This is a genomic window from Microbacterium profundi (assembly GCF_000763375.1).
Classification (GTDB): Bacteria; Actinomycetota; Actinomycetes; order Actinomycetales; family Microbacteriaceae; genus Microbacterium; species Microbacterium profundi.
This window is the reverse complement of the sequence record NZ_JPSY01000005.1, coordinates 10,073-29,049: the sequence shown is the minus strand read 5'-3', so window position 1 is coordinate 29,049 and position 18,977 is coordinate 10,073. Positions and strand designations below refer to the sequence as shown.

The 18,977-nt window shown below is 70.6% G+C and carries 15 protein-coding genes and 1 pseudogene; 14 read left to right on the top strand and 2 right to left on the bottom strand.

Annotated features, from left to right (window positions below; all coding sequences use genetic code 11):
- Positions 1-51: 51 nt before the first annotated feature.
- Positions 52-399: pseudogene (locus JF52_RS16700) on the top strand (integrase core domain-containing protein); the annotation flags it as partial.
- A 44-nt stretch (positions 400-443) separates the two neighbouring features.
- Positions 444-1,472 (top strand): acetate/propionate family kinase, encoded by a 1,029-nt coding sequence (locus tag JF52_RS0116175; RefSeq protein WP_052167147.1) that lies wholly within the window; start codon positions 444-446, stop codon positions 1,470-1,472.
- On the opposite strand, the gene JF52_RS0116170 is transcribed toward JF52_RS0116175, so the two are convergent.
- Complete coding sequence (locus JF52_RS0116170) at positions 1,462-1,950, bottom strand: hypothetical protein (protein WP_084595912.1); 489 nt, start codon at positions 1,948-1,950, stop codon at positions 1,462-1,464. The genes JF52_RS0116175 and JF52_RS0116170 overlap by 11 nt on opposite strands.
- 113 nt (positions 1,951-2,063) lie before the next feature.
- A complete protein-coding gene (locus JF52_RS0116165; RefSeq protein ID WP_021010663.1) occupies positions 2,064-2,585 on the bottom strand; it encodes an AAA family ATPase in 522 nt (173 codons plus the stop codon).
- Positions 2,586-2,680: 95 nt separating this feature from the next.
- Between JF52_RS0116165 and JF52_RS0116160 the strand changes: the two genes are divergently transcribed.
- The 12 genes from JF52_RS0116160 to JF52_RS0116105 all read left to right on the top strand — a co-directional run bounded on the left by JF52_RS0116160 (position 2,681) and on the right by JF52_RS0116105 (position 18,949).
- Positions 2,681-2,965: a metal-sensitive transcriptional regulator gene (locus tag JF52_RS0116160; RefSeq protein WP_033107649.1), complete on the top strand. Its 285-nt coding sequence runs from the start codon at positions 2,681-2,683 to the stop codon at positions 2,963-2,965.
- 46 nt (positions 2,966-3,011) lie between these two features.
- Complete coding sequence (locus tag JF52_RS0116155; protein WP_052167146.1) at positions 3,012-3,365, top strand: heavy-metal-associated domain-containing protein; 354 nt, start codon at positions 3,012-3,014, stop codon at positions 3,363-3,365.
- Positions 3,362-5,638 carry a heavy metal translocating P-type ATPase gene (locus tag JF52_RS0116150; RefSeq protein ID WP_033107648.1) on the top strand — a complete coding sequence of 759 codons (2,277 nt, stop codon included), beginning with the start codon at positions 3,362-3,364 and terminating at the stop codon, positions 5,636-5,638. Before JF52_RS0116155 ends, JF52_RS0116150 begins: the two co-directional genes overlap by 4 nt.
- A gap of 21 nt (positions 5,639-5,659) precedes the next feature.
- Entirely contained in the window at positions 5,660-5,923 is a 264-nt protein-coding gene (locus JF52_RS0116145; protein ID WP_021010667.1) for a YHS domain-containing protein, read from the top strand.
- Positions 5,924-5,952: 29 nt separating this feature from the next.
- On the top strand, positions 5,953-6,534 hold the full coding sequence (locus JF52_RS0116140; protein ID WP_021065011.1) for a hypothetical protein: 582 nt from the start codon (positions 5,953-5,955) through the stop codon (positions 6,532-6,534).
- Positions 6,535-6,687: 153 nt separating this feature from the next.
- Positions 6,688-7,179 (top strand): DUF6153 family protein, encoded by a 492-nt coding sequence (locus JF52_RS0116135; RefSeq protein WP_033107647.1) that lies wholly within the window; start codon positions 6,688-6,690, stop codon positions 7,177-7,179.
- A 105-nt stretch (positions 7,180-7,284) separates the two neighbouring features.
- Positions 7,285-7,920, top strand: a complete 636-nt coding sequence (locus JF52_RS0116130; protein ID WP_021010670.1) for a DUF305 domain-containing protein — start codon at positions 7,285-7,287, stop codon at positions 7,918-7,920.
- Positions 7,921-8,116: 196 nt separating this feature from the next.
- Entirely contained in the window at positions 8,117-8,974 is an 858-nt protein-coding gene (locus tag JF52_RS0116125) for a F510_1955 family glycosylhydrolase (RefSeq protein WP_033107646.1), read from the top strand.
- Between the two features lie 58 nt (positions 8,975-9,032).
- Positions 9,033-11,486 carry a phosphoketolase family protein gene (locus JF52_RS0116120; protein WP_033107645.1) on the top strand — a complete coding sequence of 818 codons (2,454 nt, stop codon included), beginning with the start codon at positions 9,033-9,035 and terminating at the stop codon, positions 11,484-11,486.
- Positions 11,483-14,077 carry a heavy metal translocating P-type ATPase gene (locus JF52_RS0116115; protein WP_033107644.1) on the top strand — a complete coding sequence of 865 codons (2,595 nt, stop codon included), beginning with the start codon at positions 11,483-11,485 and terminating at the stop codon, positions 14,075-14,077. The genes JF52_RS0116120 and JF52_RS0116115 overlap by 4 nt, the downstream gene beginning before the upstream one ends.
- A 19-nt stretch (positions 14,078-14,096) precedes the next feature.
- Positions 14,097-17,303 (top strand): HAD-IA family hydrolase, encoded by a 3,207-nt coding sequence (locus JF52_RS0116110; protein ID WP_052167145.1) that lies wholly within the window; start codon positions 14,097-14,099, stop codon positions 17,301-17,303.
- Positions 17,303-18,949: an ABC1 kinase family protein gene (locus JF52_RS0116105; RefSeq protein WP_033107643.1), complete on the top strand. Its 1,647-nt coding sequence runs from the start codon at positions 17,303-17,305 to the stop codon at positions 18,947-18,949. The genes JF52_RS0116110 and JF52_RS0116105 overlap by 1 nt, the downstream gene beginning before the upstream one ends.
- The last annotated feature ends 28 nt before the right edge of the window (positions 18,950-18,977 follow it).

Genomic DNA, 18,977 nt, shown 5'->3' with positions numbered 1-18,977 from the left:
ACACGAATCCTCGGCTTAACGAAAACCTCGGCATAATCGCTGTTAAGCCGAATTCGGCTTAACTCGGACGCCGGGTCGCAATACACGGCGCTGCGCTACACCGAGCGGCTCGCCGAGGTCGGCGCGATCGCATCGATCGGGACCGTCGGCAACAGCTACGACAATGCCCTCGCCGAGAGCGTCGTCGGGCTCTACAAGACCGAGTGCGTGAAGATCGATGGCCCGTTCCGCAGCGCCGACGACCTCGAACTCGCGACGCTGTCCTGGGTGCACTGGTTCAACGAGAACCGGCTGCACTCCTCGATCGGCTACCTCACACCCATCGAGAAAGAGAACGACTACTACCGTGAGATCAACCCCCAACGCCAGCCGGCGCTGGGAGAACTCGCCCTCCACTAAACCCGGGGCGATTCAAAACGGGCACGACGATCCGGGGCGGCGTCGTGGAGCGGCTCGGCCACGCCGGTGCGGATGGGCGTGAGCACGGCGCCGTGATCAGCACGCTGCTGGCCGGACTGGAGCACGAGCGCATCGCGGTCATCGGCCACCGCGTCGTGCACGGCGGCGACCGATTCGCAGCGGCTGCGCTGATTACTGATGAGGTTGAACATCAGATCGACGAGCTCGCCACCCTGGCTCCGTTGCACAACCCGGTCAACCTGACCGGCATCCGCGCCGCGCGCGCCGCCTTCCCGGACATCCCGAACGTCGCGGTGTTCGACACCGCGTTCCACCGCACCCTGCCGGCTGCGTCGGCATCGTATGCGCTTCCCGCAGACCTCGTCCAGCGACATCAGATCCGCCGATACGGCTTCCACGGCATCTCCTACCAGCACGTCTCCGCCCGCACCGCCGAACTGCTCGGGCGCCCGCTGTCGGAGCTTCGGCTGATCATCTTCCACCTGGGCAACGGGGCATCCGCTTGCGCAATGGCCGGCGGCCGCTCGGTGGAAACCTCGATGGGCATGACGCCGCTGGAGGGGCTCGTGATGGGCACTCGCGCCGGGGACCTGGATCCGGGGGTGCTCCTCGCGCTCGGCCGCGCCGGCGTAGCATGGGATCGGCTGGAGGCGCTGCTCACGCGCGAGAGCAGCCTGCGGGCGCTGGCCGGCACCGAGGACATGCGCGACATCCATGCCGCGGCCGCCGCTGGGGATGCGAGAGCCGCCGCTGCGCTCGACGTCTACCATCACCGGCTGCGCCACTATCTCGGCGCCTACCTCGCCCAGCTCGGCGGAGCGGACGCGATCGTCTTCACCGGCGGCGTCGGCGAGAACGCCGCCGCGACGCGCGCGGCGGTGGTCTCCGGCATGGCGGGCCTGGGCATCCTGATCGACCCGGCACGCAACGAGGCGAGGGCCGACGGGGCGCGAGCGATCTCGGACCCGAGCTCACCGGTCGCCGTGCTGATCGTTCCCACGGACGAGGGGCTCGAGATCGCCCGGCAGTCGCTCGCAGCGGTCAGCGTCTAGCGGTTCGGTCGACGTCGGAGGAGGCGCTCTCGTTCGTCCGATGCCGTCGGATGACGTTCAAGACGAGGACGGTTGCGAGCACCAGTGCCAGCACGAACATGGTCGCGATGAACCACAGGAAGTCCGAGCCGATCAGGATGTTGCTGATGACGAAGCGTCCGAAGGCGACGAGCACCCCGGCCGCCGTGCCGAGGTAGAGCCACAGCGTGCGGCGGGACAGCAGGGACGCGCCGATGCCCAGCAGCACGATCCCGAACCCCGCGATGAAGCCGCCCCAGGTCGAGAAGACGATCCCGAGCCAGTCCACGAATGCCACTGGCAGCGTGGCGGCGTCGATACCCGTATGCCGGATGTCTTCTGGCAGGAGGGAGGGTCGAAGGAACAGGAAGTAGACCCCGATCCCGAGGGTGAAGACGCCGAGCGCGGTCGTGAGAGCGCCGCCTAGCAGGTCCTTCCGGAGACGTTCCTGAGTGGGCATCCGAGACATCCGTCCTGTTCGACCGTGGGGCGCGTTCTCGCCTGGACCTGTGCCGGTGAGATGTGCCCTGGGCCCCAAGCGTTGCACAGGACATCCCGATCGGGCGAGAGCGGTCAGAGCCGGTCCAGGATGAACTGCACCCGCTCGTCGGCGCTGAGGACCGGAACCCGCACGACCGGCAAGGGCAGCGCTTCGTACACCTGGGTCAGCAGTTCGTGGATGCGCTGCTGGGCGGCGGTGTCCTCGGTGCGGGCGTAGTCGGCGGCCAGGGGCAGCAGGTCGAGGATGAACGTCGTGCGGTAGTCGACGTGCTCGAGCGCGGTGAGCAGGGCGGGGTCGGGCTCGAGATCGAGGAAGCGGTAGTAGGCGAGGGAGTCGGGGACGGCCCGGTCGAGGAACACGGTGGCGTCCGGGTCGAGGGCAGCTTCCTCCGCGAGCTGCATGTCCAGGACGCCGCGCTGGAACTGCCGCTGCTTCGCCCGGACCTCCTCGACGGTGCGGCCGGCGATGCGCTGCAGGTCGAGATAGTGCCGGGCATGCTCGATGGTGGTGGTGTAGCCGCGGTCCCGCAGCAGGTTCACGGTGGTGGTCTTGCCCGAGCTGGGCCCGCCGGTGATGACGTACCAGTTGGTCACGTTCGCCCTTTCGCTCTGCCCGCTCCGGGAATATCCTCTTCACGAAGTACCTTATACCGCTAGAGGGTATACGATCGACGTCGGAGGTGGCTGAGATGGCACACGGATACGTGGATGACAAGCAGGCGCTGCTGGCGCGGTTGCGTCGGGCGGAGGGGCAGGTGCGCGGGATCGCGCGGATGGTCGACGAGGACGTGTACTGCATCGACATCCTGACCCAGGTCTCGGCGGCGACGAAGGCGCTGGAGTCGGTCGCGCTGACGCTGCTGGAGGACCATCTCGGGCATTGCGTCGCGCAGGCGACCGCGCAGGGCGGCCCGGTCGCGGAGGAGAAGCTCCGCGAGGCGAACGCCGCGATCGCGCGGCTGGTCCGCTCCTAGAACGTTCACACCACACGCATCGACACGCTCACGAAAGGAGCACAACATGACCGGACAAGGATTCCAGGACCTCGGCCTGCAGGCGACGAATGGCGGTGGCTGCGCCTGTTGCGCCCCCACCTCCCACGCCGCCACGGCCAACACCACCGCTCCGGCGACGGCGCAACCAGCGTCGGGTGATCTGTCGGCGCAGTTCCTGGTGGAGGGCATGACGTGCTCGCACTGCGTGCGCAGCGTCACCGACGAGGTCTCCGCGATCGACGGGGTCTCCGGCGTCGAGGTCGACCTGCACGCCGGCGGCGTGTCCACGGTGACCGTGTCCAGCACCGCCCCAGTGGACGCGGAGCGGGTGCGGGAGGCGGTCGAGGAGGCCGGATACAGCCTCGCCGCAGCATCATGAGCACGCTGGACGTCGATCTCGACATCACCGGGATGACCTGCGCGTCGTGCGCGACGCGGGTCGAGCGGAAGCTGAACAAACTGCCCGGGGTGGAGGCGACCGTCAACTTCGCCACCGAGAAGGCCCGCGTGCACTCCGACGCTCCGGTGCCGGTGGAGGAGCTGATCGCCGCGGTCGAGCAGGCCGGGTACGGGGCGAGCGTCCCCGCCCCGCCCGACCCGGCTGAGCAGATCACCACGCCGCGGGACGATGAGCTGGCGTCGCTGCGGCAGCGGCTGATCGTCTCGGCGGTGCTGGCGGTGCCGGTCGCGGTGCTGTCGATGATCCCCGCCCTGCAGTTCACCTACTGGCAGTGGCTCACGCTCACCCTGGCCGCGCCGGTGGTGGTGTGGGGGGCGTGGCCGTTCCACCGCGCCGCGGCGATCAATGCCCGGCACGGGGCGGCGACGATGGACACTCTGATCAGCGTCGGGGTGCTGGCCGCGTTCGGCTGGTCGCTGTACGCGCTGTTCTTCGGCGGTGCGGGGATGCCGGGAATGCGGATGAGCGTCACCTTCGTCGGCACCCCGCAGGCCGGTGGCCACGAGGTGTACCTGGAGGTCGCCGCGCTGGTGACCGTGTTCATCCTCCTCGGCCGCTACCTCGAGGTTCGTGCCAAGCGGCAGTCCGGCGAGGCCCTGCGCGCCCTGCTGGAGCTCGGCGCCAAGGACGCAGTGATCCTCCGCGAAGGCACTGAGCAGCGCGTCCCCGTCGCACAGCTCGTTCCGGGTGATGTCGTGGTGGTGCGGCCGGGTGAGAAGATCCCCGCCGACGGCCTCGTCACCGAGGGAATGTCCGCGGTGGACGAGTCGATGCTGACCGGCGAGTCCGTGCCGGTCGAAGTCGCCCCCGGCTCCCGCGTGGTCGGCGCGACTGTGAACACCGGCGGGCGCCTGCTCGTGCAGATCACCCGCGTCGGCGCCGACACCGAGCTGGCCCGGATGGCGCGGCTGGTCGAGGAGGCGCAGACCGGCAAGGCCCAGGTGCAGCGCCTCGCCGACCGGGTGTCGGCCGTCTTCGTCCCCATCGTCATTGTCCTCGCCCTGGCCGCGTTCGCCGGGTGGCTGATCGCGGGGGCGCCCTTGGAGGTCGCCTTCACCGCCGCGGTGACCACCCTGATCATCGCCTGCCCGTGCGCGCTGGGGCTGGCGACGCCGACCGCTCTGCTGGTCGGCACCGGCCGCGGCGCCCAGCTGGGCATCCTCATCCGCGGACCCCAGGTGCTCGAGCAGACCCGCCGCATCGACACCGTCGTGCTCGACAAGACCGGCACCATCACCGCCGGCACCATGACCGTCACCGGCATCCACCCCGCTCCCGGCACCGATGAGGCGGAGCTGATCCGGTTCGCCGCGGCGCTCGAGCACGGCTCCGAGCACCCCATCGGCCGCGCCATCACCGCCGCAGCCGACGGCCCGACGGATGCCGTGGAGTCATTCGCCGCCGAGGCCGGTCAAGGCGTGCAGGGCATCGTCGACGGCCGCATGGTCGCCGCCGGCCGCGCCACCTGGATCACCGGGCAATGGGCGATCGCGATCCCCGACGAGCTCGCCGCGACGATCACGGCCGACGAGGCCGCGGGCGCCACCGTGACCGTCGTGGCGTGGGACGGGCAGGCGCGCGGCGCGATCAGCGTCGCCGACACCATCAAGCCCACCAGCCGTGAGGCCATCGCCCGACTGCGCGGGCTCGGGCTGACCCCGATCCTGCTCACCGGCGACAACCCCGGCGCCGCCCGCACCATCGCCGACGACGCCGGCATCGAGGACGTCCGCGCCGGAGTCACCCCGCAGGGCAAACTCGACACCATCCGCGAGCTGCAGGCATCCGGACGGGTGGTCGCGATGGTCGGCGACGGCGTGAACGACGCCGCCGCCCTCGCCCAAGCGGACCTCGGCATCGCAATGGGCACCGGCACCGACGCGGCCATCACCGCCGCGGACCTGACCATCGTCTCCGGCGACCTGCTCCTGGTCCCGGACGCGATCCGGCTCGCCCGCCGCACCCTGGGCACCATCAAGGGCAACCTGTTCTGGGCGTTCGCGTACAACGTCGCCGCGATCCCGGTCGCGATGCTCGCCCTGCTCAACCCCATCCTCGCCGCCGCCGCGATGGCGTTCAGCAGCGTGTTCGTCGTCACCAACAGCCTCCGACTGCGCCGCTTCCGCCTCCTGCCCGCCCCGACGCCCACCGTCCTGACGCCCAGCCGCGACACCACCCCCGTCCACGCCTGACACCCACGCAAGGAGACCGCCATGACGCACGACCACGAGCACCACACCGGCCACGAGCACGCCGCGCACGATCACGGATCCCACGAGCACCATCACCATGAGCCCCCGGCCGGGGCGACCAACCTCGTCACCTGCCCGGTCATGCCCGGCAATCAGGTCGACCCGGCGTGGGCAGAGAAGCGCGGCCTGTTCCGTGACTACGAAGGCGCGCGGTACTGGTTCTGCTGCCCCGAGTGCGGGCCGCTGTTCGACGGCGACCCCGCCCGCTACGCCAACGCCGCCTGACCCACGACGGCAGGGAAAGGGGGCGCGGGATGGATACAGCGGTCGGTCTGGTGCAGGCCTACCTGCGGGTGAACGGGTACTTCACCGTCGCCGAGTACCCGGTGCTGGACGCGACCGGTCCGGACGGGCCGCGCACCGTCACCGACCTGGACATCCTCGCGATCCGACTGCACCACATCCCCGGCGACGACCCCGACCCGGCCCTCGGCGCCCGCCCCGGGGCGCCGGACATGATCGTCGGCGAGGTCAAGGAGGGCGCCCCGAAGCTGAACCCCGCGATGCGCGACCCCGCGGTGCTGGAGGCCGCGTTCGCCCGGTTCGGCTGCTGCACCCCCGCCGACGCGCCCGCCCTCGTCCAGGAGCTGCTGACGGCCGGGCAGGTCCTCGCCCCGGAGGGCCACCTGATCCGCACGGTCGCGTTCGGCAACACCGCCCGCCCCCATCGGTCCGGCTCCTGGCACACCGTCCCCCTCGAGCACATCCTCGACTATCTCCGCGATCACCTCGCCCGCAACTGGGCCGTCGTCGGTCGCACCCAGATCAAGGACGACACCCTCGGGCTGCTGGCTCTGATGGAGAAGGCCCACCGTGCCGGAACGGGCCGCCGATGAGCCGGTTGCCGCGCACCGGTCCCCATCCGGGACCATCGCCCCTGGCCAGGCATCGGTCGGGCGACCAGCTGGGCAGGACCGCCGTGCGCCCGATCGGCGCCGGCGGGGATCCAGGCACACCGGGGTACGCTGGACGCGGGAAGGAGGTCGGCGGTGAACCACATCCGAACCCTGGTGCACGCCCCATCCGGGCTGCACCGGCTGCTGCTGACCTTCGCGACCGCGCTCCTGCTGATCGCCGGCCTGCTGGCCATGCACACCCTCACCGGCACGCTCACCAGCGGGCACGCCGACACCCCCGCAGCGGCCTCCGAAGCCGCCCATGCCGCGCCTGCCTCTGACCTGGGCGGCACCGTCGCGACCGGGAGCATGCTCGAGAACACCATCGGGACAGGCACCGAGGCTTCGGGCGGGCACTGCGAGGGCGACTGCGACAACTCGGGCGGAATGCCGGACCATTCGATGCTGATGATGGCGTGCGTGCTGGCGCTGCTGGCCGCCACCATCGTGCTGCTCGCCCCGGCGCTGCTGGCCCGCCTGGGCACCGTCCTCGCCCTGCTACGCCTGCACGGGCGGAATGTGCTCACCGCGTTACCGCACCCCCGACCACCTTCCCTCATCGTCCTGTCGATCAGTCGAACCTGATTCCCCGCCCTCCCGTCGCCGCTGTGCCGGGAGATGCTGCGCCGTGCCCGCATACGGCTCGGGAATCAACTCACCATTCGACTGACTAGACAAGGACACCCACCCATGCGTTTCCGCATTCTCGCGCTGAGCACCGCCGCGCTCGCCGCTGCGCTCGTGCTCGCCGGCTGCGCGCCCACCGACGGATCCATGCCCGGCATGGACCACGGCCCCGGCGGCATGACCAGCAGCACCCCCGCCCCCTCCGAGCAGGCATCGTTCAACTCCGCTGACGAGATGTTCGTCACGATGATGATCCCGCACCACGAACAGGCCATCGAGATGGCCGATCAGATCCTGGCCAAGGACGGCATCGACGAGCGGGTCGTGACCCTCGCCGAGCAGATCAAAGCCGCCCAAGGCCCCGAGATCCAGACCATGAAGGGCTGGCTCGAGGACTGGGGAATCCCCTACGACGACTCCATGTCCGACATGGGCGGGATGGGCGGGATGGGCGGCATGGACCACGGCGACGGGATGATGTCCGACGACGACATGGCCGCCCTGGACGCCGCCACCGGGGTCGAGGCGACCCGGCTGTTCCTCGAGGGCATGGTCGGCCACCACCAGGGCGCCGTCACCATGGCCCAGATGGTGCTGAACAACGGCGAGAACCCGGACGTGGCCGCGCTCGCCCAGCAGATCATCGACGGACAGACCGCCGAGATCACCACCATGCAGGACATCCTCGCCACCCTCTGACCCGAACCCCTCGGGCGGGGCCGACCACCCCTGACCTGGCCCCGCCCGAGGCCCGGCGCATCCGTCCTGACCGACAGCGCCGGCCCGTCGAAAGGCCCATCATGACTTCCCGGACTCTGGCCGCGTGCTTCGTGGGCATCATCCTCGCCCTGATCATCCTGTCCGCGGCGACCATCCTCTTCATCCAGGCGATCGCATGAGCAGCAACGCCACCACGATCACGGCCGCTGCCGTCGCCGCTGCTGCGGGCCTGCTGCTGACCGGCTGCACCTCCACGCCGACCGCCACCTCGGCACCCGCCCCGGATACCGGTCTCGGTCATGTGCACGGCATCGTCGACCTCGGCGGGAGCACCGTGCTGCTGGGCGCCCACGCAGGCCTCTACACCCTCACCGACACCGGCGACCTCTCCGGCCCCCTGGGAGGCGCGGACTTCGACGCGATGGGCCTGACCGCCGACGGCGACGTCCTCTACGCCTCCGGGCACCCGGGACCGAACACCCCGGCGGAGCTCGGCGAGCACAACCTGGGACTCATCCGAAGCACCGACGCCGGGACCACCTGGGAGCCGGTCGCGTTCACCGGGCAGGAGGACTTCCACGTCCTCACCGCCGGAGACGGTGCGATCCACGGGATCGGGTCCAGCTCGATCACCATCCACACCAGCACCGACGGCGGGACCACCTGGATCGACGGCGCCGAGCTCCCCGCCGCCGACCTGACCGTCACCACCGACGGCACCCTCTACGCCGCGACGCGGCAGGGCCTGCAGGAGAGCCGGGATGCGGGCGCCACCTTCGACCTCGTCGCGGATGCGCCGCCGCTCTACCTGGTGGAGGCGGACTCCACGGGCGGGCTGGTCGGCGTCGACACCGACGGCACCCTCTGGCGACTCACCGGCACCGGATCCTGGGACAGCGTCGGTGCCGCCACGGGCACCGTCCAGGCGCTCGGGAACGCAGATGGGGCGGTCGTGCTCGTCGACGACCGCGGCATCGTCCGGATCCACGGCACCGAGACCACCGTCGTCCTCCCGGCAGGGACCGCACAATGACTACTATCACCATGACCACATTCGGCGGCCTCGGCCGCGAACCGCGAGGAGACCGACCATGAGCACCGCACCGGCCCGCTGGGCATACCGCACCACCGCCGTCACCCCGGAACGACTGGAGGAGGTGGATGCGTGGTGGCGGGCGGCGAACTACCTGAGCATCGGGCAGATCTACCTGCTCGACAACCCGCTGCTGCGCGACCCGCTCACCGCGGAGCACATCAAGCCTCGACTACTGGGGCACTGGGGCACCACCCCGGGCCTGAACTTCCTGTACGCCCACCTCAACCGGGCGATCACCGACCGGGATCTGAACACCCTGTACGTGACCGGGCCGGGGCACGGCGGGCCGGGCATGGTCGCCAACGCCTACCTGGACGGCACCTACACGGAGCTGTACCCGCGGATCGACCGCACCGAGGAGGGGCTCAAGGCGCTGTTCCGGCAGTTCTCCTTCCCCGGCGGCATCCCCTCGCACGCGTCCCCGGACACGCCCGGGTCGATCAACGAGGGCGGCGAGCTCGGCTATTCCCTCGTCCACGCCTACGGCGCCGCGTTCGACAACCCGGACCTGCTGGTCGCGTGCGTGATCGGCGACGGGGAGGCCGAGACCGGGCCGCTGGCGACCGCGTGGCACGGCAACAAGTTCCTCAACCCAGCCGCGGACGGGGTGGTGCTACCGATCCTGCACCTGAACGGGTACAAGATCGCCAACCCGACGGTGCTGTCCCGCATCCCCGAGGACGAGCTGGTCGCGCTGCTGCGCGGCTACGGCCACGAGCCGTTCGTGGTCACCGTCGGCTTCGACGGCGAGGACCCGCGGGAGTCCCACGCCCGGTTCGCCGGCGTGCTGGACGAGGTGCTGGACCGGATCGCGGACATCAAGACCGCCGCGGCGGCCGGCACCCTGGAAGGCCGGCCGGCGTGGCCAGCGATCGTGCTGCGCAGCCCGAAAGGCTGGACCTGCCCGCCGGTGATCGACGGGCTCCCCGTGGAGGGCACCTGGCGGTCCCACCAGGTGCCGCTCGCCGAGGTCCGCGACACCCCCGAGCACCTGCAGATCCTCCAGGACTGGCTGGCCTCCTACCGGCCCGACGAGCTCTTCGACGCCGACGGCGCCCCGTTCCCCGCCACGGTCGCCGCCGCCCCGGCCGGAGCGCGGCGGATGAGCGCTAACCCGGTCGCGAACGGCGGGCAGCTGACCGTCCCGCTGCGCCTGGGCGACTTCCGCGACCACGCCCACCCGGTCGACCCCGAGGCGCGAGGCACGGGAACGGCGGAGGCGACCCGGATGCTCGGCGAATGGCTCGCCGACGTGATCCGGCACAACCCGGACAACTTCCGCATCTTCGGCCCCGACGAGACCGCCTCCAACCGGCTCGCCCCGCCCGTGTTCGAGGCCACCGGCAAGCAGTGGAACGCGACCGTGCTGCCGGTGGACGAGCATCTGGCGCCGACCGGGCGGGTGATGGAGGTGCTCAGCGAGCACCAGTGCCAGGGCTGGCTCGAAGGGTACGTCCTCACCGGCCGGCACGGCCTGTTCAACTGCTACGAGGCGTTCACGCACATCGTCGACTCGATGTTCAACCAGCACGCCAAATGGCTCGAAGCCGCCAGCGAGGTGCCCTGGCGGGAACCGGTGCCGAGCTTCAACTACCTGCTCTCCAGCCACGTCTGGCGGCAGGACCACAACGGGTTCAGCCACCAGGACCCCGGGTTCATCGACCTCGCCCTGAACAAGAGCCCCGACATCGTCCGCGTCTACCTCCCGTTCGACGCGAACACGCTGCTGTCCACCTACGACCACTGCCTGCGCTCCACCGGCTACATCAACGTCGTCGTCGCCGGAAAGCAGCCCGCCCCGCAGTGGCTCACCATGGACGAGGCGATCGAGCACTGCACCCGGGGCCTGGGCATCCTGCCCTGGGCCGGCACCGAGACCGAGGGCGCCGAGCCGGACGTGGTGCTCGCCGCCGCCGGCGACGTGCCCACCCTCGAGGTGCTCGCCGCGGCCGCGTTGCTGCGCGAGCACATCCCTGACCTGTCCGTGCGGGTCGTGAACGTGGTCGACCTGACCCGTCTGCAATCCGAGGACCAGCACCCGCACGGCCTGCCGGACCGGGAGTTCGACGCGATCTTCACCCCCGACAAGCCGGTGATCTTCGCCTACCACGGCTACCCGTGGCTGATCCACCGTCTCACCTACAAGCGCGCCGGGCACCAGAACCTGCACGTGCACGGCTTCGTGGAGAAGGGCACCACCACGACCCCGTTCGACATGGTCATGCTCAACGACCTCGACCGCTACCGGCTCGCGATCGACGTCCTCGACCACGTCCCGGGCCTTGCCGCGACCCACGCGCAGCTGCGGCAGGAACTCGTCGACGCCCGCCTGCGCGCCCGCGCCCACACCCGCGAGCACGGCACCGACATCCCCGCCGTCGCCGACTGGCGCTGGCCCCACCCCGACACCGACCTGAACCGCCCCTCCACCGCGAAGGAAATCCGATGACCGACACCAAGACCGTGACCCTGCAGGTCAGCGGCATGATCCGCGCGACCTCCAAGAACGTCACCGAAGCCCACCTCGCCCGCCAGCCGGGCGTCCTGTCCGTCGACGCGAACCCGGTCTCCCAGACCGCGACCGTCACCTACGACCCGCAGACCACCTCGGTCGCGCACCTGCAGCAGTGGGTGATCGAATGCGGCTACCACTGCGCCGGGCAGTCCGTCCCGGACCACATCTGCGACCCCGCCCACGAACCTCACGAGCACGCCGACCACCACGACCACGCCGAGCACGATGCCCACGCCGAGCATGACGCGCACGACGGCTATCAGGAGCACGCCGAGCACGAGGGACGCGCGGTCTCCACCGGTCATGACACCCCGGCGGGGCACGAGCACCCGCACCCGGCAGCGGACCACGCTGACCACTCCGCAGTGGACGCCGGTGAGCATGCCGGTCACGCTCCGGCCACCGAGGGTGGGCACGATCACGGGGCTCAGCCGGCCGGCCGCAGCGCGCAGGATGTGATGGGCCACGGCGGGCATCACGGCGGCATGTCGATGGCGGCGATGACCCGGGACATGCGCAACCGGTTCCTGGTCGCGTTGATCCTGTCGATCCCGATCACCTTGTGGTCCCCGATCGGCCGGGAGGTGCTCGGCTTCGAGGTGCCGGCCCCGTTCGGGCTGCGCGACGACGTGTTCATGCTGATCGTGTCGCTGCCGGTGATCTTCTACTCGGCCTGGATCTTCTTCGACGGCGCCTACCGGGCTCTGCGGGCCCGCACCCTGGACATGATGGTGCTGGTCGCGGTCGGTGTCGGCGCCGGCTGGATCTACAGCCTGGTCATCACCCTCACCGGCGGCGGCGAGGTGTTCTACGAAGCCGCCACCGTGCTGGCCACCTTCGTGCTGCTCGGCCACTGGGTCGAGATGCGCGCCCGGGGCGGCGCGAACGACGCCATCCGCCGGCTGCTGGAGCTCGCGCCCGCCCGCGCGGTCGTCCTCCGCGACGGAGAGGAGGTCGAGATCCCCACCTCCGAGGTCGTCCCCGGCGACCTCATGCTCATCCGCCCCGGCGCGAAAGTCCCCACCGACGGCGTCGTCGAGGACGGCGAGTCCGAGATCGACGAGTCGATGGTCACCGGCGAGTCCATGCCGGTCGAGAAGGCGCCCGGCTCGGAGGTGATCGGCGCGACCGTGAACACCGTCGGCACCCTCCGGGTGCGTGCCACGAAGGTCGGCGCGGACACCGCGCTGGCGCAGATCGTGAAGCTGGTGCAGGAGGCGCAGAACTCCAAGGCCCCCGGCCAGCGCCTCGCCGACCGGGCCGCGTTCTGGCTCGTCCTGCTCGCCCTCGTCGGCGGCACCCTGACCTTCCTGGTGTGGTTCCTCGCCGGGGCGGAGCTGCCGATGGCGATCCTGTTCGCGATCACCGTCGTCGTCATCACCTGCCCCGACGCCCTCGGGCTCGCCACCCCGACCGCGATCATGGTCGGCACGGGCCTGGGCGCCAAGCGTGGTGTCCTGTTCAAGAACGCCACCGGCATCGAGACCGCCGCGCACATCGACACCGTCGTGCTGGACAAGACCGGCACGCTCACCAAGGGCGAGCCGGAGGTCACCGACTACATCCCCGTCGGCATGGACGACCTGGAGCTACTCGCCCTCGCCGCCGCGCTCGAGCGGGAGTCGGAGCACCCGCTGGCCAAGGCGATCGTCACCTACGCCGACAGCCGGAACATCCCGCGTCGCACCGCGTCCGCGTTCCGCAACGTCACCGGGCAGGGCGCGATCGCCACCGTGGACGGGAAGCAGGTGGTGCTCGGCAACGCCCGGCTGATGGCCGCGCAGGGCATCGACACCGGCCCGGTCGTCTCGCAGCAGCAGGCCCTCGCGGACGGCGGCCGCACCGCGATCATGTTCGCCGTCGACGGGCAGATCGCCGGCGTGATCGCCCTCGCCGACGCCCCCCGCGACACCGCGAAAGCCGCGATCGACGCACTCCACGAGCACGGCATCGAGGTGGCGATGCTCACGGGCGACAACAAGCCCACCGCCGAGCGCATCGCCTCGCTGCTGGGCATCGACACCGTGATCGCCGACGTGCTCCCCGAGGACAAGTCCGCCAAGATCGCCGAGCTCCAGGCATCCGGCAAGAAGGTCGCGATGGTCGGCGACGGCGTCAACGACGCCCCCGCCCTCGCCCAGGCGGACCTCGGCATCGCGATCGGCGCCGGCACCGACGTCGCCATCGAGACCGCCGATGTCGTCCTGATGCGCTCCGACCCGCTGGACGTGGCGATCGCGCTGAAGATCGGGAAGGGCACGCTGCGGAAGATGCGGCAGAACCTCGGCTGGGCCATCGGCTACAACGCGATCGCGCTGCCGATCGCCGCCGGCGTGTTCTACCCCGCGTTCGGGATCATGCTCTCCCCGGAGATCGCCGCCATCAGCATGTCCGGCTCCAGCGTGATCGTCGCCGTCAACGCGCTCCTGCTCAAGCGGCTCCGGCTGCCCGCCCAGCAGGCCCCCGCGGCCCCGGCAGAGGCGAGCAGCCTCGCCCCGGCGTCGACGCCCGGCGGCGCCTCATGACCGGACGCGAGGCGCCGCGATGACTCCGCGGTCGGCAGAGCACGGGACTCACCACCTCGATGCCGTCTACGACGCGGTGCTGTTCGACATGGACGGCGTGGTCACGAACACCGCCGCGATCCATGCCGCCGCGTGGAAGCAGCTGTTCGACGAGGTGCTGCGAGACCCGCGTGTGCAGGTGGACGACCCCGAGACGACCTTCGACCCGGTCGCCGACTACCGCCGCTATGTGGATGGGCGAACCCGCGAGGACGGGGTATCGGCGTACCTGACGGCCCGTGGGATCGCCCTGGACGCCGGAGATCCCGACGACCCACCAACGGCGTGGACGATCGCGGGGCTCGCGGCGCGCAAGAACGAGCTGTTCCTGGCGGAGCTGGGCACCCGCGGGCTGCGCGTCTATCCGGGCACCGTGGCGCTGCTGCATCGCCTGCGGGGCGCGGCCGTTCCGGTCGGGCTGGTCACCGCGAGCCGGAACGCGCACCAGATGCTCGCCGCCGCAGGACTGGCCGGCTGCTTCGACACCGTGGTGGACGGCCGGATCGCGCTCTCGCATCACCTGAAAGGCAAGCCGGATCCCGCCATGTTCGTCGAGGCAGCCCGGCGACTGGGTGTCGCTGCGGCCCGCACCGCGGTCGTCGAGGACTCGGTCGCCGGCGTGGCGGCCGGGAGGCGCGGAGGCTTCGGCTTCGTCGTCGGCATCGACCGCGCCGGAGCGCGGGAGCAGCTCGAGGCCGCGGGCGCCGACCTCGTCCTGGCCGATGTCGCCGAGCTCGACCTGGGCGTCTCCACCACGGATCCGTGGCAGCTGGTCTACGACGGCTTCGACCCCGCGCACGAAGGGCACCGGGAGGCGCTCACCGCGCTGGGCAACGGCTACCTGGCCACCCGGGGCGCCCGGCCCGAGCACCACGACGACGGCATCCACTATCCCGGCACCTACCTCGCCGGCGTGTACAACCGGCTGGCGAGCACCATCCACGGGCGCGAGCTCGAGGAGGAGCATCTCGTCAACACTCCCAACTGGCTTCCGGTGGACCTCCGCCTCGGAGACGGGCCGTGGCTGTCCACCGGCCAGGTCGTGACGCACAGCGAACGACGCGAGCTCGACCTGCGCCGCGGCCTGGTCGTCCGCCGCGCGGTCCTCACCGGTCCGAACGGGGATCGACTCGACTTCGTGCAGACGACGTTCACCTCCCTGGACGAGCCTCACCTGGCCGTGCTGGAAACCACGCTCACCGCCCCCGACTGGAGCGGCACGGTCACCCTCCGCGCCGGGATCGACGCCGGGGTGCGCAACAGCAACGTGGCCGCGTATCTCGGATCGGACGCCACCCACCTCACGCAGCCGACGTTCCGCCAGGTCGGCGACACCACCCTCTGCGAGGTGCGGACCCGGCAGAGCCGGGTCCACATCGCCACCGCCGTCCGCTCGACCCTCACCGGAACCGACAGCGCGACCGATCACCGCATCGACACGCCATCGCAGCACACCCTGGAGCTGCGCATCCCTCTGGAGCAGGGTCGACCGGTCACCCTCACCAAGACGGCCGCGATCTACACCTCCCACGATCGGGCCATCAGCGAGCCGGGTGGTGCCGCCCTGACCCTGCTCACCGAACGCGGTGGCGACGTCGAGGCGCTGCGGGAACGCCACGCGGCGGCGTGGCGGCGACTCTGGGAACGCTTCGCGGTCACCCTGGACGCCGACACGCACAGCCGACTCATCCTGAACCTGCACGTCTTCCACCTGCTCCAGACCCTCTCGCCGCACACCGTCGAGCTCGACGCCGGGGTGCCCGCCCGCGGCCTGCACGGCGAGGGGTATCGGGGGCACGTCTTCTGGGACGAGGTGTTCGTCCTGCCCGTGATCGCTCTGCGCACGCCCGAGATCAGCCGGGCGCTGATCGACTACCGCTGGCGGCGACTGGACGCCGCGCGCGCCGCGGCGACCGCCGCCGGACTCCGCGGAGCCCTCTTCCCCTGGCAGAGCGGCAGCGACGGTCGCGAGGAGACGCCCGAGGCGCTCTACAACCCGCGCTCCGGTCGGTGGATGCCGGACAACTCCCACCGTCAACGCCACGTCGGCCTCGCCATCGCCTACAACGCCTGGCAGCACTACCAGGCCACCGGCGACCTCGAGTGGCTCGCCGAACGCGGCGGCGAGCTCATCATCGAGGTCGCCCGCCTGTTCGCCTCGCTCGCCGAGCACGACACTGCCACCGACCGCTTCCACATCGCCGGGGTGATGGGACCCGACGAGTTCCACGACGGCGCCCCGGACGCTCCCGGCAGCGGCCTGCGCGACAACACGTACACCAACGTCCTCGCCTCGTGGGTCGCCACGCGAGCGGCCCGGACACTCGCCCTGCTCCACGGGCACCGCGGCGAGGGCCTCCGCGACCGGCTCCGCGTCACCGACGAGGAGATCGCGGGATGGGCCCGGCTCAGCACACGACTGGCGGTGGGGTTCCACCGCGACGGCATCCTCACCCAGTTCGACGGCTACGAGAGCCTGCAGGAGCTGGACTGGGACCACTACCGCGAGGAGTACGGGAACATCGGCCGGCTCGATCTCATCCTCGAGTCCGAGAACGACAGCACCAACCGGTACAAGCTCGCCAAGCAGCCCGACGTCGTCATGCTGGTCTACCTGCTCGGTCACGACGGGCTCCGGGCGCAACTCGCCACGCTCGGCTACCCGTTCTCCGAGCAGGACCTGACCCGCACGGTCGAGTACTACCTCGCGCGCACCGCCAACGGGTCGACGCTCAGCCGAGTCGTGAACGCCTCCGTCCTGGCCGGCATCGACCCGTCCCGCTCCTGGATCGCGTTCCGCGAGGCGCTGATCGCCGATCTCGACGACTCCCAGGGCGGCACCACCCGCGAAGGGATCCACCTCGGCGCGATGGCCGGCACCATCGACCTGCCCGTCCGCTCCTTCGCCGGCATGGCCCTCGGTGACGACGAGCTCGTCTTCGCCCCCCGACTGCCGCCGAACCTCACCCGGGTCGGGTTCCAGATCCGATACCGCGGCCACCTCGTCGACGTGATGCTCCGTGACCGCAGCCTGGAGCTTCGCGTGCACGCCGGCTCAGCACCCGCGATCCACGTGCGCGTCGGCGCGGTCGCCGTGCCGCTCTCGGCCGGACAGACCAAGACGTTCGCGATCGGCCCGGGCACCTCGGCCCGCGACGCGACCAACCGCGAAGGAGGCCTCGACTGATGAGCACGCATCGGAGCCGGTATCGGCGCATCGCCACCATCCTCGAGCACCACGGACTCGGGCTCGGCCTCGGGCTGCTCGGGCTGGAGAAGTGGATTCCCTTCAACAAAGGCGTTCTCGGGCATGCGCGCCGGGACGAGCCCTACACCAGTCCGGAACACCTCCGACTCGCCCTCGAGGAGCTCGGACCGACCTTCATCAAACTCGGCCAGCTGCTGTCCACCCGCAACGACCTGCTGCCCGCCGCTTACCTCGCCGAGTTGGTCAAGCTTCAGGACGCCGCGCCGCCCGAGGCCTGGGAGCCGATGAAGGCGGTGATCCGCGAGGAGCTCGGCGCGGACCCCGAACAGCTCTTCGCACAGTTCGACCCGCAACCGCTGGCCGCCGCGTCGATCGGGCAGGCATACGCTGCGACCCTTCACGACGGCACCCAGGTCGTCGTGAAGGTCCGCCGACCCGGCGCGGTCGCCCAGATCCACGAAGACCTGGAGATCCTGCAGAACCTCGCCGAGCGCGCCGACAAGCGGTGGGATGCCGCCCGCCAGTACAACCTGCCGGGCATCGTCGAGGAGTTCTCCCGCACGCTGCGCGCCGAGCTCGACTATCTGCAGGAGGGCCGGAACGCGGAGCGGTTCGCCGCCGACTTCGCCGACTCACCCGACGTCGCCGTCCCCCAGGTGTTCTGGGAGACGACCACGTCACGCGTGCTGACCCTGGAACGGATGCACGGCATCCGAGTCGACGACCTGCCCGCCCTGGACGCGGCCGGCATCGACCGGAACCAGCTGGCCAGGCGAGGCGCAGACCTCATCCTCACCATGGTGTTCGAGAACCGCTTCTTCCACGCCGACCCGCACCCGGGCAACCTGTTCATCCAAACCGACGGATCCATCGCCCTCATCGACTTCGGCATGGTCGGCCAACTCGACGAAGAGGCCACCGAGCAGCTCTCCGACGTGCTGCTCGCCTTCACCCGCGGAGACTCCAACGCGCTCGCCACCGCCCTGCTCGCGCTCTCGATCACCAAGAACACCTCCGACCGCGGCGAGCTAGGCCGCTCCCTGGACGTCTTCGTGTCGCGGTATCTCGGACGCCCCCTGTCCGACATTAACCTCAGCCACCTGCTCGGAGAGCTGCTCGCCCTGCTGCGACACCACCACCTCCAGCTGCCGCAGCAGATCGCTCTGCTGTTCAAGGTCCTGATGATGGGCGAGGCACTGGCGGCACGGCTCGACCCCGAGTTCGAGATGCTGCAGGCGCTCACCCCCTTCTCGGAGCGGATCGTGCAGCGACAGTTCTCCCTCCCCGCCCTGGCGAAACGCTGGGCACAGGCATCCGCGGATGCCGGAGCACTGCTGCTCGAGCTGCCCGGAACACTCAAGCAGCTCCGGCGGGTGCTGGAGAACGGCGGCCTCGAGGTGCACCTGCGCGCGGCCGAACTGGAACCGCTCGTGGGACGGGCTGAACGGATCGGCAATCGCCTGATCGCCGGCATGATCACCGCCGCCCTGATCAACGGCATCGGCGAACTCGTCAGCGGGAACACGAGATGGCGCTCGCGGGAAGGCGTCATGATCGGCGCCGGCGCGAGCGTGGTCACCGCACTCGGCGGCTACCTGCTCTGGACCACGCGGCGACGGCGATGACCGCCGCGGCTCCCATCCCTCATCAGAA